Origin of the sequence: Bacillus cereus group sp. BfR-BA-01380, assembly GCF_022663535.1 — a bacterium.
GTDB lineage: Bacteria > Bacillota > Bacilli > Bacillales > Bacillaceae_G > Bacillus_A > Bacillus_A cereus_BB.
In genome coordinates this window covers 1-17,307 of the sequence record NZ_JAKUFS010000039.1, presented here as the reverse complement: position 1 = coordinate 17,307, position 17,307 = coordinate 1, and the positions used below count along the sequence as shown (strand labels likewise).

Genomic DNA, 17,307 nt, shown 5'->3' with positions numbered 1-17,307 from the left:
CGTTCATAAAAATACTATGCAAAAAATGTGCCAATATAGAGGAGGAAGAGGGTTAGTTTAAGCCAAGCCGCTTTAATCGATTATATAAAGTGGCTCTTGTGATACCAAGCTGTTTTGCACACTCTAATTTATTTCCATCTAATATATGTAATGCTCTTTCGATTATCTTTTTCTCGTGTTGATTCATTTCGTCTTGTAGCGGTAAGATGGTGTAATCATTTTCTAGAAGTACATGATTTGCAGTCTTTAGCGTGTCTTCAAAGCTAATACTTTTTGTATGGAAGGGTAAATATTCTCTTTTTATTACGCCATCTGTTGCGAATACGATAAGCCGCTCTATGCTATTACGCAGTTCACGAATATTACCAGGCCAATTATAACGAAGCAGTTCATGCATGACTTCTGGCGGGAATTCATGAATTGGACGTTGATAGCTCAAAGAAAAATCATGTAAAAAATAATGAGTTAATTCAATAATATCTTCTTGCCGCTCTCTTAAAGGAGGGATATGCAAGCTAACTACATTTAGCCGGTAATATAAATCTTCACGGAACTGTCCTTGTTTCATTAATTCTTGTAAATCACGATTTGTGGCAGCGATGATACGGAAGTCGATGTTGATTTCTTTTTCGCCGCCGACCCGGTAATATTTCCGCTCCTGTAGCACACGTAGAAGTTTTACTTGCATTTCGAGCGGCATTTCACCTATTTCATCAAGAAATAATGTCCCTCCTTTTGCTAGTTCTATTTTTCCTTTTTTTCCTCTACTGTCAGCACCGGAGAAGGCGCCCCGTTCATATCCGAATAACTCACTTTCAAATAAAGATGCTGGTATCGCCCCGCAGTTAATCGAAATAAAAGGTGCTTTCGGTTCCTCGCTTGCTTCATGAATCGCTTTGGCAAACACCTCTTTTCCGACACCGCTTTCGCCTAATATAAGAACAGTGGATTTCACAGAACATACTCTTCTAGCTAAATCTACTGTTCGTTGCAGAGCGGCACTTTTTCCTTTAATGGAATGAAAGGGATCAGATGAGTCCTTATATTTTGCTACTTCTTGTTCTAGGCGGTGTACTTCATTGGACATATTAAATAATTTTTCATTTAGTACAACTTGGTTTGTAATATCCGTTTCTGAAACGACCGCACCGATAATCTGATCGTTAAAATAAACGGGATTAGAGTTAATTAAGACAAATAAATCAGACTGAGGCTGATGGTGCTGTCCTACAATGCGTTTCCCTTTATGTAGAGATTGTAAGATTTCTAGATTTTTATAATCAAAGAAATCCGTAATTGGTTGGCCGATTATATCTTGCCGTTTGACTGAGAATATTTTTTCTGCTCCTTCTGTCCATGTACAAACGCGCTCGTTATTATCAATGACCGTGACAGAAGAATCTGTCGTTTGAATGACGGTTTCATAAAATGCTTTTAATTGATTGTAAGAGTTATGAAGAAAATGAATGATTTGTGCTGCTGTGATACAACCTACTGGATTTTTGTTTGTATCAAGAATAATAGCTGTGGAATGATGACGAAACGCTTGAAGCAAGGTGAATAATGAATCATCCTCGTATACGACTTTACATGGAAGCTCAGGCGTTTTTGGTACTGGACGATAATAAAATTTCCCGTTTTTCTGTTCGATTTGCTGTTCATCGAACGATGTATCTATTAGATGATGTTTTATTATTTCTTTTACTGACGGCAATGAAAACATAATGATCTCTCCCATACTGTAAAAAAATATTAACACTGTAAAGGAAATTATACACTTATTTACAAAAAATTTAAAATATTTTGTGATAAAGTGAAACTTCCATCAGTGGGGGATTTTTTTCATCCCCCACTGATGGTTAGTTGAACCAATCGGGCTTTTACGGGCAGTTACCCATATCTATTTTTCGCGCTTTTCTTTTCATCTTGAGACGGGGTCTTACTGCCCGTTAAAGCGGGGTAAAGTGAAACTTCCATCAGTGGGGGATTTTTTTCATCCCCCACTGATGGTTAGCCCGTCCAATCGGGCGCATGCCAGCAACCTATTTTTCTCCCTTTTTTCTGCATCTTGAGGTGGGATTAATGCGGGATAAAGTGAGGCTTTCATCAGCGGGGAAAGAAATAATGATCCGTTTTGAAAGTTTTACGTTAATTGGCACACGAATTGCATTTTAGGTAATGAGGCCATTTCATCGAGAGGAGGAATGTCATGTGAAACATTGTAACGTGTTAGTCATTGGCGGGGGAATTATTGGTTGTTCGATTGCTTATTATGTATCTAAATACGGAAGAGACGTAACGATCATTGAAAAAGGAGAATTTGTTAGCGGCACGTCTTCACGATGTGACGGCAATATTTTGGCGATTGATAAAGATCCAGGTTTCGATAGTCAGATGTCGTTGTTTAGTCAAAATTTAGTGGATGAATTAAGCAAAGAGTTAGAGCATCCATTTGAATATCGTGCTCCAGGAAGTATCCTCGTTTGTGAAACAGATGAGGAGATGGAAGTAGCGCAAAAATGGGTAGATCGTCAAAAGGCCGCGGGGTTACCATTTCGAATGCTTGACCGGCAGGATATTCGGCAGGAGTCTCCCTTTTTTGCAGATGATTTATTAGGGGGGCTAGAATGCGCCACTGATTCTACGGTTAACCCTTATCTCCTAGCTTTTTCACTTCTGGAGGAAGCAAAAAAATTAGGGGCTAAAGCTTTCAAACATACAGAAGTAAAACAAATGAAAAAAGAAGAAAGTGGTTCATTTGTTGTAGAAACGACAAATGGGGTTTTTACTGCAGATCATGTCGTCAATGCGGCTGGAGTATGGGCACCTAAAATAGGAAACATGCTCGATCTGTCAATACCGATTGAACCGAGAAAAGGACATATTATCGTTGCTTCGAGGCAGCAACATGTAGGATCTCGAAAAGTAATGGAGTTTGGTTACTTAATTTCTAAGTTTGGTGGAAAGCGCATTGTCGATCCATTAACTGAAAAATACGGAGTCGCTCTTGTCTTTGAACCAACAGAAAGTCAAAACTTTTTAATCGGAAGCAGTAGAGAATTTGTTGGCTTTCATACGGCAGTAAACAATGAAGTCATTAAATGCATTGCGAACCGGGCAATCCGATTTTATCCGAAAATGGCGGATATGATGGTAATTCGTTCATATGCAGGATTGCGTCCATGGACAGAAGATCATTTGCCAATCGTTTCACGCGTGGATACAATTCCAAATTATTATATTGCGGCGGGCCATGAAGGGGACGGTATTAGTCTCGCAGCAGTAACAGGGAAAATAGTAGAAGAACTCATTAACGAAAAAGAAACGTCTATTCCCGTTGATCCGCTTAGCTTTAACCGATTTACAGAAAGGATGTTGAGCAGATGAGGGCACAAAGAGTCTTTACAACAATTGATACACATACAGGCGGGAATCCAACGAGAACACTAATTAGCGGGCTTCCAAAATTAGTTGGAGAAACAATGTCAGAAAAAATGCTCCATATGAAAAAGGAATATGATTGGATTCGTAAATTGTTAATGAATGAACCACGCGGCCATGACGTCATGTCTGGTGCTTTATTAACGGATCCTTGCCATCCAGAGGCTGATATCGGTGTGATTTACATAGAGACGGGTGGCTATTTACCGATGTGTGGACATGACACGATTGGTGTGTGTACGGCTCTAGTTGAGTCTGGATTGATTCCCATCCATGAGCCCGTTACTTCTTTAAAGTTGGATACGCCTGCTGGACTCGTCGAAGTAGATATTTCAATAGAAAATGGAAAAGCAAAAGAAGTGTCTTTTTGTAATATCCCAGCGTTTCTTTTAAAAAGTGTTTCCGTTGATGTCGAGGGAATTGGGCGTATAGATGCCGATATTGCGTATGGCGGGAATTTTTACGCAATCATTGATGCGAAATCGGTTGGATTGGAGTTAATTCCAGAGAATGCTTCTCACATAATTGAAACAGCAATCAATATTAGAAATACCATTAATGAAAAAGTTGAAATCGTTCATCCGCAATATTCGTTTATTAAAGGGTTAACGCATGTTGAGTTCTTCACTGAACCAACTCATGAGGAAGCAGATGTAAAAAACACAGTGATTGTTCCTCCGGGAGGAATCGATCGTTCTCCATGTGGAACGGGTACCTCTGCGAAGTTGGCTGTCCTATATGCGAATCAAGAAATTTCAATTGGCGAAGAATTTGTTCATGAAAGCATTGTCGGTTCTCTATTTAGAGGATGCGTATTGGAAACGACGGATGTGGAAGGGGTTGAGGCTGTTGTAACCCAAATTAAAGGATCCGCTTGGTTAATGGGGATGCACCGCTTCTTCTACAATGAGGAAGATCCACTTAAAGAAGGTTTTCTGCTCATTCCGCCAATGGAACATGAAACGGAGGACGTGAAATGAAAATTCAGAAGACGTATTCAACGACAGATGTACACGTAGCTGGGGAAGCATTTCGTGTTATTAAAGATGTACCATTCATTCATTATCAAAACTTGAAGCAGTTAAATGAGCAGTTTATGCATGTATTTGCAGATGAGATCTACCTTTTATTAAATGAACCGCGCGGGTTTGCGGGGTTGAATGGTTGTCTTGTTGTTCCGACGATTAACGAAGAAGCAGATGCCGCGGTATTATTTTTAAATCATGAAGGAACGGTTCCGATTCATTACGGCGGCATTGTGGCTGTCATTACAACTTTACTGGAATGCGGTCATTTACAGCCGAGAGCGTCGAATGAATATAAAATCGAAACGCTCAGAGGTGTGATTTCAGTTACCGCTATGATGGAGAATGATGAAGTAGTTTCGGTGATGATAGAAAGTGAACCGTGTCAAGTAGTGGAAACAAACATCTCTCATTCGAATTTCAATACACAGTTCTCTCTCGTGCAAGCCGATCAATTATATGCAGTGTTTGAGAAAGGCGATATTGCCGCAGAGATTTGTGTTGAGGAACTGTCTGAATTGAAGAGATGGGGACAAACGATGCATCAGGCTCTTGAATCGAAATTTCCAGTAAGCGGTATCATTTTAATGGATGATTCGCATGTAAAAGAGGGCCGAATTAAAACAATCACATTCCGTGAAGACCACTATATCGTTCGCTCTCCCGGCTTTGAATCAACAAAGGCGTGCTATACAAGTTTACTTTCTAAAGGGAGATTGTATATGGAACCGCCATTTGTAAATGAAAGTATTTTCGGGAGTACTTTGACAGTACAAGCAATCAAACAAATAGAGAATGGATACAAATTCACTTTAAAAAGCCGCGGTTTCATTACAGGAATGCAGATGTTTGTATTAGATCCGACAGATCCGTTACCTGCTGGATTTTTACTAAAATAACCGGAATATAACTGTTTATCCCGCTATTCGTGGGCAGTAAGACCCCCGCCAATCTCAAGAGTGAGAGAGAAGCGAAAAAGATAGGTGGGGGATAAAGAAAACCCCCACTGATGGAAGTTTCACTTTATGTCGTTTTTTTAACTTGTATATATAGTAAAAAATATTAAGGAGGAAATAGAAATGACAACAATTAGAGGAGCTTATCCAGTATTAATTACGCCAATGAACGAGGCGCAGGCGATTGATTGGGGCGGTGTGAAAAATAATGTGAATTACTTCGTAGATCAAGGCGTTGCAGGGATTGTAATTAACGGAAGTACTGGAGAGTTTGTAAGTTTATCAAAAGAAGAAAAGTTCCAAATGGTTGAAACTGTATTAAAAGAAGTGAACGGCCGCATTCCGGTTATTGTGGGAACAGCAGCTGAAACAACAAAAGAAACGATTGAATACACGAAACAGGCGGAAGCACATGGTGCAGATTGTGCGCTCATTATTAATTCTTATTACTGCAAACCGAAAGAAGAAGAGATTTATTTCCACTTTAAAGAAGTATCAAATGCAGTGAATGTACCGATTATGCTGTACAACAATCCGTTTACATCTGGCGTTGATATGAGTACAGAGTTGATGCTGAAAATCGGAAAAGAATGTGAAAAGGTTACTCACATCAAAGAATCAAGTGGAGATATCCGCAAAGCGAGAGATCTTGTTAGACAAGGTAAAGGGGCTATTGAAATTTTTTGTGGTTCAGAAGATTTAGTTATGGAGTCTTATTTAGTCGGGGCAACAGGCTGGATTTCTGTCGCAGGTAATATTGTGCCAAAGCTTGTTACACAAATGTTTAATCATTTCCAAAAGGGTGAGTTAAAAGAAGCTTGGGAAATCAATGATCGTATTTTACCACTTTGTGAATTCCTTGAAGGATCAGGAAAATATGTGCAAATTGTGAAACGTTCAATGGAATTAAATGGGCAGGCAGGAGGACCTTCCCGCTATCCTCGTTTAGGATTGACACCTGAGGAAGATCAAAAGCTTAAAGATATTTTAGCAAATTTAACTGCCGTTTCACGTGTGTGAAATGAAAACGGGGAGTCATCCCCCGTTGATGGTTAATTGCAAATCTTCTTTGGTTTTTTCATACCGAAAATAACGGGATATAAAATGTAAAGGGGAGAGGAATATGTTAACTGCACAAATAGAATTAAAGCCGAGGGTAAAAGCTTTTTTAGAAGGAAATATTGAACTCTTTATCGATGGAAAATTTGTATCATCTATAAGTGGAAAAACATTTGAAACGTATAATCCAGCAACAGAAGAAGTGCTTGCGTTCGTAAGCGAAGCCGGGGAAGAAGATGTTGATGTAGCGGTGAAGGCTGCACGCCGGGCATTTGAAAAAGGGCCGTGGCCTGAGCTAAGTGCGGCTGAAAGAGCACATTTAATTTACAAGTTAGCTGATTTAATTGACGAACATAAAGAAGAATTAGCGCAATTGGAAGCGCTGGATAATGGAAAGCCATATCAAGTAGCGCTAGAAGACGATATTCCAGCAACGGTAGAGCATTACCGTTATTATGCTGGCTGGGCAACGAAGATACTTGGTCAAACAACTCCGATTTCAAAGGACTATTTAAACTATACACGTCATGAACCAATTGGTGTTGTCGGTCAAATTATTCCATGGAACTATCCGTTAGTAATGGCTGCGTGGAAAATGGGGGCAGCACTTGCGACAGGATGTACAATCGTCTTAAAACCTGCTGAGCAAACACCGTTATCTCTGTTATATACAGCGCAGCTTTTTAAAGAAGCGGGCTTCCCGGACGGCGTTGTCAATTTCGTTCCTGGATTTGGTCAAACAGCAGGAGCGGCAATCGTAAATCATCATGATATTGAAAAAGTGGCTTTTACAGGTTCGACTGATACTGGCAAGTATATTATGCGCCAAGCAGCTGAAACAATCAAACATGTGACGTTGGAGCTTGGAGGAAAATCACCAAATATTATTTTAGAAGATGCAAATATAGAAGAGGCAATTACTGGTGCTTTTAACGGTATTATGTACAACCATGGTCAAAACTGCAGCGCCGGATCCAGGGTGTTCGTCCATAGAAAGCATTATGAAAAAGTGGTGGGAGAATTAGCGAAACTTGCGAACGATGTAAAACTTGGTGCAGGAATGGAAACGGGTACGGAAATGGGACCGCTTGTTTCGAAAAAGCAACAAGAGCGCGTGTTACGTTATATCGAAAAAGGAAAAGAAGAAGGAGCAAGAATTGCAGCTGGCGGCGCGAAGGCGTTTGAGAAAGGATACTTCGTCAGACCAACTATTTTTGCTGATGTTACAGATGATATGATTATCGCCAAAGAAGAAATTTTTGGTCCAGTAGTTGCAGTTCTGCCGTTCGATACGGTAGAAGAAGTAATTGAAAGAGCAAATAACACACCATTTGGACTCGCTGCAGGTGTATGGACAGAAAATGTTAAAACTGCACACCAAGTAGCGAATCGTTTAAAAGCTGGTACAGTATGGATTAACGATTACAACTTAGAAGACGCAGCAGCGCCGTTCGGTGGTTATAAGCAATCAGGTATTGGACGCGAAATGGGTTCTTATGCACTTGATAATTATACAGAAGTAAAGAGCATTTGGGTGAACTTGAAATAAAAAGTGGGAAAAACCTTTTTCTTTTAGGGTGGGCGAGAGGGTCTGGCCGCGCATGGTAGCGGTCAGGGCCTATTCCTGCCACGTGCGAGGTTTAAAACAAAGGAGATAGTCTATGCTTAAAATACTGAAAATTAAGAAAATAAAACGAGAGAGGAGAGGTTAGGATGTCTAACAAAGGTAAGTTTAAAAGAGAAATATCACTACTTGATTTAGCCTTTATCGGTTTTGGATCTATGTTTGGATCGGGATGGCTGTTTGCTGCTAGCCATGTTGCTGGAATAGCAGGTCCGGCGGGAACTATTTCATGGGTCATTGGTGGATTTGCTATTTTGTTATTAGGACTTGTATATTGTGAACTTGGGGCAGCACTTCCACGAGCTGGAGGAATTGTTCGCTATCCTGCATATTCTCATGGTCCGATACTTGGATATTTGTTAGGATTCATTACTCTTATTGCATTTTCAAGTTTAATCGCAATTGAAGTAGAAGCAGCTAGGCAATATGCTGCAGCTTGGTGGCCAAGTCTGACGCAAGAAAACTCTACTTTACCGACTGTAAGCGGTTGGCTTATGCAATTTGGACTACTCGTCATTTTCTTTTTGTTAAATTACTGGAGTGTAAAAACATTTGCGAAAACAAATTTAATCATAACCATCTTTAAATTTTTTGTACCAGCATTAACAATTGTTGTATTGTTAATGTATTTAAATGCCGATAATTTTTCAAGTGCTGATTTTGCGCCGTTTGGATTTTCTGGTGTACAAGCAGCCATTTCTGCCGGCGGTGTTATTTTTGCTTATTTAGGACTGACACCTATTGTATCAGTTGCAAGTGAAGTGAAAAATCCGCAAAGAACGATACCGATTGCTCTTCTTTTATCTGTCGTCTCTTCAGCGATTGTTTACGTTCTTTTGCAAGTTGCTTTTATTGGAAGTATTCCAACTGAAATGCTTAGCAACGGCTGGGCGGGAATTAGTAAAGAATTTAGTTTACCATTTAAAGATATTTCTCTTTTATTAGGACTTGGCTGGATGGCCTATTTTATCGTTTCCGATGCCATCATATCACCGAGCGGGGCGGGAAATATTTATATGTCAGCTACTCCTCGCGTTATATATGGCTGGGCTCAAGGCGGAACGTTATTTAAAGTATTTTCTAAAGTTGATGAAAAATCAGGCATACCAAGACCGGCTCTTTGGCTTACTTTTGCTCTTTCTATTTTCTGGACATTACCGTTTCCTTCATGGGAAGCACTAATTAATGTTGTTTCTGCAGCGCTTGTACTAAGTTATGCCCTTGCACCAATTACAGCGGCGGCACTTAGAAAACGGACTCCTGAGCTAAATCGTCCATTTTTAGTAAAAGGAATGTCAATCATCGGGCCTCTTTCATTTATCATTGCTTCATTAATTGTGTACTGGTCTGGTTGGAAAACGCTTTCTTGGTTACTATCTTCACAAGTTATCATGTTTGTCATTTATCTATGCTGCAAAAAATGGGTACCAACTTCACAAGTATCTTTAGCACAGCAAATTAAGTCATCGTTATGGCTCGTTTTTTACTATATCGCCATAATGGTAGTGTCGTACTTCGGTATGTTTGGTGAAGGAAAGGGGTATTTAACCCATTCAACAGATTTGCTAGCTGTTAGTATTGTTTCGTTGATTAGCTATTACTGGGCGATTCATACTGCTTTACCTGTTGTGGATTTGGATGATGAAGATGAAGTGGAAAGCACTGATTATTTACAGGTAGAGAATGCGCCAGTTAGTAAATAATATTTGTATAAGCACAAATAAAAAAACGATCTAAAAACCTCTTTTTTAGGGGGGGACGAGAGCGTCTGGCCGTGCATAGAAGCGGTCAGGGCCTTTTCCTGCCACGTGCAAGGGTTAAAAAAGAGAAAACAAAAACATAGAAAAGGAAGAAGCGTACAGGGGAACGCTTCTTCCTTTTTTCTGAATTTACTAATATTTACGTGTTATAATATGGATAAGAATGGTTTATTAGGAGGTAAATGTATTGCGTAAGGCTTTACAACAACGCTGGAGTTTAGAGGAAATTTTTCCTGGAGGAAGTGAGTCTTCTGAATTTAAACAATTTCTCATGAAATTAGAGGGGGATATTTCCAAAGAAACAGTGATAACAATAGAAAGTAAGGAATTGGAATCAATAAGTGGATTTGAACGTTGGATTGAACAAATGAATCGAATCCAAGAGCTGTCTATTCGCTTGCTTGAAGCAACTCACTTTGTAGAATGTTTAGAATCAGAAAATATTGAAGATGAGCAGGCTATTATATTAAGTGAAAAAGTAAGGAATATTTCATCACAATTCGAGATTGTCATCAGCGACTTTGAACAAACATTGGTACATATACCGAACGAGATTTGGGAACAGCTTTTGCAGCTGGAACAAATCAAGCCGATTGCTTATCCACTTCAAGAAATAAGAGAAAAAGCGAAAGGGAAATTACCAGTAGCACAGGAAAAATTGATTCAAGATCTTTCTATTAATGGTTATCATGCATGGGTTAATTTATATAACTCTGTCATTGGCAAAACGAAGATTGTTCTAGAGGAAGACGGACAAAGAAAGTACCTTAATTTTGGACAAGCCTATAATCTACTACATTCATCTATCAATCATCATAATAGAAAGACTCTCGTACATGCTTTACATCACACAGGTGAAAAAGTAGCTGAGACATGCGCAGCAGCTCTAAATAACATTGCTGGTTTTCGATTACGAGTATATAAACACCGGGGAGTAGATTCCATTTTAACAGAACCACTTCGTTACAATAGACTGTCGCAAACAACGCTTGATTCTATGTGGGAAGCTGTCAATCAAAGTAAGCCTATCATAACGTCATATTTAAAAAGAAAGGCACGTTTACTAGGATTAGAAAAAATGGACTGGTTCGATATATATACGCCTATAGGCAAAGCAACGAAGACTTATACATATAAAGAGGCTGCTGAAATAATTCTTACCGGGTTTCACTCGTTTAGCCCTAAATTAGCGAATTATACAGAAAGAGCATTTCAGGAAGGCTGGATTGATTCTGAAAACAGGAATACAAAAGCAAGTAGGGGATTCTCGGCTAGATTTCCGTTAACGAAGCAAGCTCGTATCTTCATGAATTTTCAAGGAACACATAATAATCTCGCTATACTTGCCCATGAATTAGGACATTCTTTTCATCAAGGCATTATTTCAAATGATGTTCCGCCATTTGCACAGCAGTATACGATGGCTGTTAGTGAAACAGCTTCTACCTTTGCTGAAACGATTATTTTAAATAAGATAATTAAAGATATTTCAAATGAACATGAAAAAATACTTCTTCTAGAGGCAAAAATACAAACTGCACTTAGTTATTTAATCGGAGTACAGGGAAAGTTTATATTCGAAAAAGATTTTTATGAAATTCGAAAAGAGCGGGTTGTAGGAGTCGATGAATTGAACCATTTGATGAAAAAAGCACAGCAGTATGCATTCAATGATTCTCTTGCTTCTTATCATGATTTTTCATGGATTTGGAGTCGTCATTTCTATTTCACAGATAAACCTTTTTATAATTTCCCTTACACATTTGGTTTTCTATTCAGTCAAGGAATCTATGCAAATGCCCTTCAAGAAGGACATTCATTTGAAGAAAAATATATAAATTTGCTTCGAGATACTGGCAGAATGACTGCTGAGCAATTAGCTTTTCAGCACCTTGGCTTTGATTTAACAAAACAAGAATTTTGGGAGAAAGCAATGCAAATTGTTTTACAAGATATAAAAGAGTTTCTTGCTTTAACAGAGGAGCCTCTGAGCGTGGAGGAAATGAAATGCTAAATGTAGCGTTAAGAACAGAAGAATTAAGAACGAAACTACAAAACATATTAACTAGAGAATATAAAGAGTTGGGAATTAAAAGTTTAGAAGTAGCAGGAAGTGGCGTCCAAAATGTTGTGTTTCGAGGAGATTCAGAAACAAGTTCTTTCGCTTTTCGTATACCATGGGAGCGTGAAGTTGCTAATATTAATGAAAATTTATTTAGCAGCCGCCTTTCACTACAAAAGGAAGCAAAGCTTTCTAAGTTTTGTCATTCTCAAGGAATTCCTGTTCCAGCCGTTCATGGGCTGCATCTTTCTGAGGAACTTGATTTTTTAATTTCAGATTATATAGCCACTGACTCTACTTCGATTTCTTCTTACAAAATTGGAGAATTAGCCAATAAGCTTCATCATATGCCGATTGAAGGTTTACATTATGAAAATGAAAACGGACAGTCGACAGAAAAGCATATAGCAGAGCGCCTTGTTAGAAGGCTACAATCATTTAACGAAATTACTTCCTTACATATTCCATTTCTAAAAGCAGAAGAAATGGAAGCGGTTTTAAAGGAGGGGGAACAGGTAAAGAGGCTGCTTCATATGGATATTCGACCTGCCAATATAATTGGTCATGGCGGAGAAATTCAGGCAATCGTTGACTGGGACAATGCTCTCATTGGTCATCCGCTTCTCGAACTGATGAGAATAGCGGAAGTGAATGAAGTGAACTGGAGTGAATTTAAGGCCGGGTATAAAAATGAGCATATTTTTGATTCTCTTCCAAAAATTGTTTGTCTATTTTACAGGCTTGATACGGCGCTGATGCTTGCGAATCTTTTTATCTCTCATCTTAAAATAAAAGATAAAGGATTGTATTATAAAGAACGTGTTGAAACAATTAGTAACGAAATACATAAAGTTTTATAGAGTGAAACCTTATATTAATACAAATTAAAAAAACGACATAAAAACCTTCTTTTTTTAGGTGGGCGAGAGCGTCTGGTCATGCGTAGAGGCGGTCAGGACCTTTTTCTGCCACGTGCAAGGGTTAAAACAAAGGGAGAAAGCAAATGCAGGTCTCTACTCCTGAAGGTATAAAAAGGTTGAAGTGCCCTTATCTTATGTCCAGCCGGGGAAACATTATCAATTTAAGGATATGTAACCGAATTAGAGGCGGCTGGATTCTCTATCGTATTTACAGAACAAGGTGGAGGAACAAATATGCTTTTTGAAGCTATTATTGTAGCGAGAGCCTAGGCTAAGAAATCTTATATGAAACGAATATAAAAATATACTACAAGTAGGAGAAATAAATATGGATATGCATTTGGAAATTGACAAAGTAAAACTAGAGAATAAAACAGTTTTAAAAAATTTAACGGAACTATATAAATACGATTTTAGCGAATTTGATCCTGAAGATGTGAATGAGCATGGTTTGTATGAATATATGTACGTAGATCATTATTTTACAGAGGAAGGTCGCTTTCCATTTTTTATAAAAGTGAATGGAAAGTATGCAGGGTTCGCGCTGATCCGAGCGGTTGAGGAAAATAGCCGGACATACTACTCTATGTCAGAATTTTTTGTCATGAAAAAATATCGTAAAAGTGGTGTAGGAAAATACGCGGCTGTTCAACTGTTTTCTAAATTCCCTGGGGAATGGGAAGTTTCAGAGATGGAAGAAAATGTTCCAGCTCAAGCATTTTGGAGGAAAGTCATTTCTTTATACACAAATAATGAGTATAGGGAGATAAGGAAAGCAGATTGGGACGGACCGATTCAAGTGTTTGATTCGAGAGGGAACGAGTAAGTTTAATAACAATTGGTGCGTTTAACTTACCGGTTCTTCGCGCGTTTTATAAAAGCTTAGGATGGGAAGAAACAGAAATAAGTTCAGATACTTACGCTGCTTTTAAAACGGCAGGAGTTATTCTTTCTATCTTTCCTATTGAAGAATTAGCAAAAGATGCTGGTGTTTCCATTACTCAAGATGTAGAAACGTTTCGTGGTGTAACGTTTGCGATTAACGTAGATCATCCTGAACAAGTTGATACTACAATCGAAGAGATTCGCAAAGTAGACGGAAGAATTTTAAGAGAGCCAAGCGCTGCTTTCTGGGGAGGGAGAACAGCATATTTTGCTGACCCTGAAAACAATCTTTGGGAGGTTGCTTGGAACCCAGATTCTGTATTTGATGAAAGAGGGGCTATGCTTGCTTTTTAATTATTCGAGAGGGAATCTTATATGAATATGAAAACCTATCCTGTAACATCAGATGATTTGAAGTTAATTGAGGAAGCGAAGACGAAAATTAAGACCTTATATAAAGAAAATTGTCATCATGTGGGTGCAGCATTGTGTACTATATCGGGTGAAATCGTATCAGCCCCTTCTTTCTTCCATGTCCACTGATATATCGACGCAAATCAAAATATATCGACTTTCCGATGATATTCGACATACGAGTAGTCGAGCCGCTGAACTGAATCATACAAAAAAAGTGAAAGGAGCTGACTAAAAAGTGGATTTTTTAGTCAGCTCCTTTTTTCCATCTTATTTGTAACTACTCAGTCATGCATTTCATTTAGAAGTTTGGTAAGGGGTATGATTCCAGTGAAAATACACCCCTTATTACTTATAGAAAGTTATCTTCCCTACCTTTCTTTGTTTTAAAACTTTGCGCGTGGCAGGAAAAGGCACTGACCGCTCCTATACATAGCAAGTCTCTCTCGACCATTTAAAAAAAATGCTTTTCTTTCTTTTTTTATAGAGTGACTGAGTAGTTATTCTTATTTTAAGTTTTCAGGATTTAATGCTTCTAATTCAGGTACAACGAAGCGGCCGTCTTTACGGATTAATACGTCGTCGAAGTAAATTTCGCCGCCGCCGTATTCAGGGCGTTGGATGCATACTAAATCCCAGTGGATGTTAGAGTTGTTGCCATTCCATGCATCGTCGTATGCTTGTCCTGGTGTGAAGTGGAAGCTGCCGTCGATTTTCTCATCGAATAAAATATCGCCCATTGGGTGTAAAATGTATGGGTTTACGCCGATTGCAAATTCACCAACGTAGCGTGCACCTTCGTCTGTATCGAAAATTTTGTTAATGCGCTCTGTATCGTTTGCAGTTGCTTCAATAATTTTACCGTCTTTAAATGTAAGTTTTACATTTTCGAACATGTAACCGTCGTATGGAGATGGTGTGTTGTAAGAAACTGTACCGTTAACAGAATCACGCACAGGCGCAGAGTATACTTCGCCGTCTGGAATATTTAAGTGACCAGCACATTTAATCGCTGGAATATCTTTAATAGAGAATGTTAAGTCAGTGCCAGGTCCAACAAGACGCACTTTATCTGTTTTGTTCATGAACTCAACAAGATTGTCCATTGCTTTATCCATTTTCGCGTAGTCTAAGTTACATACGTCAAAGTAGAAGTCTTCAAATCCTTCTGTGCTCATTTTTGCAAGCTGTGCCATTGCAGCATTTGGATAGCGTAGTACAACCCATCTTGTTTTTGGAACACGAATGTCTCTATGTACTTTTTTACCTACTGTGTTACCGTAAATTTTCATGCGCTCACTTGGAACGTCAGCTTGTTCATTTACGTTATCACCAGAGCGAAGGCCGATGTAAGCATCCATATTTTTCATTACGCTTGCTTCATATGAAGCGATTTGCTCGAAATGTTCTTCTGTTGCGCCCATCATTAAAGAGCGGTCTACTTGATGATCTTTTAATAGTACGAATGGATAACCACCAGCTTCATATGCAGCTTTTACAAGTGCTGTTACTAGCTCTTTTTGTAAGCCGAAGTTTTCGATTAATACTTTTTCGCCTTTTTGTAAACGAATAGAGTAATTAATTAAATTTTTTGCTAATGTTTCAATACGTGGGTCTTTCATATGTAAAGCCTCCCTTATATATGTATCCTTTCTTATTGTAACCTACTTATCTAAATTTGTTTAATGATTTATCGAAATATTGGCAAGAAAATTATAAATGTAAAACGTGAAAAGAGTAAGTTGTAGATAATTGTTATTTTCTGTCCTAAAACAAAAAAAGAGTAACTAGTATGTATCTTTAGTTACTCTTTTTTATACATGCTATTTACTAATAAATGGATTATACGTTATTTCATTTGATCAAACATTGTTTTAACATCCTTAGAGTTAGGGGTTGCATATAAAGTTGGTGTGCCAGAAGTTGAACGCCGAGATGTCACTGCAAAAACATAACCAAGATCTTGACTAATTCTTTCTCTTAACCAAGGCCCCCCACTAGCTCCGCCATTCATACCACACTTCATGGCGGCATCGCTGCTAAACCATCCTCTACTAGTTGTAGGTCCATCGCAATAATAAGCTATCTGTCCATCATACGGGTTTTCGGCGGGCCAACCAAAAATACGAACGTCTGGTTGATTCGTACCATATCCAGTGGAAAGTCCATTCCCTCCAATCGTATTTACTAAGTCTTTTCCATTCCTTGGGGAAACAGTAAAAAATGCTTGGTCATAGCTAGAATTACTATCATTTATCCAGGCGTTGAATGTCCGCGCTTCTTTCCAGTTCCAAATACCATAAGGTGTTGAACCATTACGATATGCCGGAGCAAATGCAATATTTGAGTGCCATCCTTTCCCTTTTCCTCCATGTACACAATGGCCTGCTGTTATAACAAGATTTTTATAATTATTGTTAATTGAAGAAGCAGAACAAACATAATCTCTTCCGCCATATGAAAAAAATACTTTGCCTGCTGTGGATGGAACAACTACATTTGCTTCGTTTATGTTATTGTTAGTTTCGGGTAGAACGGGATCAGAAATATTAGTAGGTTCTCCTATTAAAGAAGATTCAACTTGCTCTGGATTCGTTTCTTTTTTTTCATCATTTTTAATTTTGTCTGCTGGAATTGCATTTTTCATCTTTTCTTTTGTCCAATAGCCGGCAGGATCTTCTGTATTTTTGGGATTTTGAATAGTAGGTGGGATTATTGGAGCAGTTTTAGATTGGGTAAGAGAATCGTTATTTCTTAAAGTATTATTTTCATCATTAGATGTTGCAAATGCTAAATTAGTACTTAAACATAATGTGAAAATTACACTAAATATAGTTCCGAAAACCAAAAAATTTAGTCTTTTCATAAAAACCCCCTTGGATATATTTGGTTATTCGTGGCCACAATCATATCATATTGCAATTCGTTATTCACTATGAGAACAAATTGAAACATTCGCATAAAATTTTTTCTTTGTATGTAGTCCCTTTCATGACCACATATAAAGAAAAAACGAGTGAAGGCCACTCTTTGTTTTACATAGCAGTGACTTATCCCGCTATTTGTGGGCAGTAATACTCCCACCTCAAAATTCGGCGAAAGCATTGTCCAGCTCCAGTGGCTAGAATGTTCGGTGGCTTCGCTTCTTCCTAAGAGGTAAA

14 protein-coding genes and 1 pseudogene are annotated in these 17,307 nt (G+C 38.5%); 11 read left to right on the top strand and 4 right to left on the bottom strand.

The window, feature by feature from the left end; translation table 11 throughout:
- Positions 1 to 52 precede the first annotated feature (52 nt).
- Complete coding sequence (locus MR076_RS23935; RefSeq protein WP_242224900.1) at positions 53 to 1,726, bottom strand: sigma-54 interaction domain-containing protein; 1,674 nt, start codon at positions 1,724 to 1,726, stop codon at positions 53 to 55.
- Between the two features lie 485 nt (positions 1,727 to 2,211).
- Between MR076_RS23935 and MR076_RS23930 the strand changes: the two genes are divergently transcribed.
- From MR076_RS23930 to MR076_RS23880, 11 genes are all read left to right on the top strand, one after another.
- Positions 2,212 to 3,387, top strand: coding sequence for an NAD(P)/FAD-dependent oxidoreductase (locus MR076_RS23930; protein ID WP_242224859.1), 1,176 nt, complete (start codon positions 2,212 to 2,214; stop codon positions 3,385 to 3,387).
- Positions 3,384 to 4,421, top strand: coding sequence for a proline racemase family protein (locus MR076_RS23925; RefSeq protein WP_242224857.1), 1,038 nt, complete (start codon positions 3,384 to 3,386; stop codon positions 4,419 to 4,421). The genes MR076_RS23930 and MR076_RS23925 overlap by 4 nt, the downstream gene beginning before the upstream one ends.
- On the top strand, positions 4,418 to 5,365 hold the full coding sequence (locus MR076_RS23920) for a proline racemase family protein (protein WP_242224855.1): 948 nt from the start codon (positions 4,418 to 4,420) through the stop codon (positions 5,363 to 5,365). Before MR076_RS23925 ends, MR076_RS23920 begins: the two co-directional genes overlap by 4 nt.
- Positions 5,366 to 5,545: 180 nt before the next feature.
- The gene (gene dapA, locus MR076_RS23915) at positions 5,546 to 6,442 is read left to right on the top strand and encodes a 4-hydroxy-tetrahydrodipicolinate synthase (protein WP_242224853.1); all 897 of its coding nucleotides are present in this window, start codon (positions 5,546 to 5,548) and stop codon (positions 6,440 to 6,442) included.
- A 103-nt stretch (positions 6,443 to 6,545) separates the two neighbouring features.
- Positions 6,546 to 8,030: an aldehyde dehydrogenase family protein gene (locus MR076_RS23910; protein WP_242224851.1), complete on the top strand. Its 1,485-nt coding sequence runs from the start codon at positions 6,546 to 6,548 to the stop codon at positions 8,028 to 8,030.
- 164 nt (positions 8,031 to 8,194) lie between these two features.
- Positions 8,195 to 9,808, top strand: coding sequence for an APC family permease (locus MR076_RS23905; protein WP_242224849.1), 1,614 nt, complete (start codon positions 8,195 to 8,197; stop codon positions 9,806 to 9,808).
- A gap of 244 nt (positions 9,809 to 10,052) precedes the next feature.
- Positions 10,053 to 11,879 carry a M3 family oligoendopeptidase gene (locus MR076_RS23900; RefSeq protein ID WP_242224847.1) on the top strand — a complete coding sequence of 609 codons (1,827 nt, stop codon included), beginning with the start codon at positions 10,053 to 10,055 and terminating at the stop codon, positions 11,877 to 11,879.
- On the top strand, positions 11,873 to 12,787 hold the full coding sequence (locus tag MR076_RS23895; protein ID WP_242224844.1) for a phosphotransferase family protein: 915 nt from the start codon (positions 11,873 to 11,875) through the stop codon (positions 12,785 to 12,787). Before MR076_RS23900 ends, MR076_RS23895 begins: the two co-directional genes overlap by 7 nt.
- Before the next feature lie 388 nt (positions 12,788 to 13,175).
- Positions 13,176 to 13,673, top strand: coding sequence for a GNAT family N-acetyltransferase (locus MR076_RS23890; RefSeq protein ID WP_242224842.1), 498 nt, complete (start codon positions 13,176 to 13,178; stop codon positions 13,671 to 13,673).
- Between the two features lie 5 nt (positions 13,674 to 13,678).
- Positions 13,679 to 14,086: a VOC family protein gene (locus tag MR076_RS23885; RefSeq protein ID WP_313897362.1), complete on the top strand. Its 408-nt coding sequence runs from the start codon at positions 13,679 to 13,681 to the stop codon at positions 14,084 to 14,086.
- Positions 14,087 to 14,107: 21 nt separating this feature from the next.
- A complete protein-coding gene (locus MR076_RS23880; RefSeq protein ID WP_242224840.1) occupies positions 14,108 to 14,275 on the top strand; it encodes a cytidine/deoxycytidylate deaminase family protein in 168 nt (55 codons plus the stop codon).
- A 377-nt stretch (positions 14,276 to 14,652) separates the two neighbouring features.
- Here the strand turns inward: MR076_RS23880 and MR076_RS23875 are convergent, their stop codons facing one another.
- The 3 genes and pseudogenes from MR076_RS23875 to MR076_RS23865 all read right to left on the bottom strand — a co-directional run.
- A complete protein-coding gene (locus tag MR076_RS23875; protein ID WP_242224838.1) occupies positions 14,653 to 15,768 on the bottom strand; it encodes an aminopeptidase in 1,116 nt (371 codons plus the stop codon).
- Positions 15,769 to 15,995: 227 nt separating this feature from the next.
- The gene (locus MR076_RS23870) at positions 15,996 to 17,012 is read right to left on the bottom strand and encodes a trypsin-like serine peptidase (protein ID WP_242224837.1); all 1,017 of its coding nucleotides are present in this window, start codon (positions 17,010 to 17,012) and stop codon (positions 15,996 to 15,998) included.
- Positions 17,009 to 17,307 (bottom strand): annotated as a pseudogene (locus MR076_RS23865) (hypothetical protein); the annotation flags it as partial. The gene MR076_RS23870 and the pseudogene MR076_RS23865, both read right to left, overlap by 4 nt.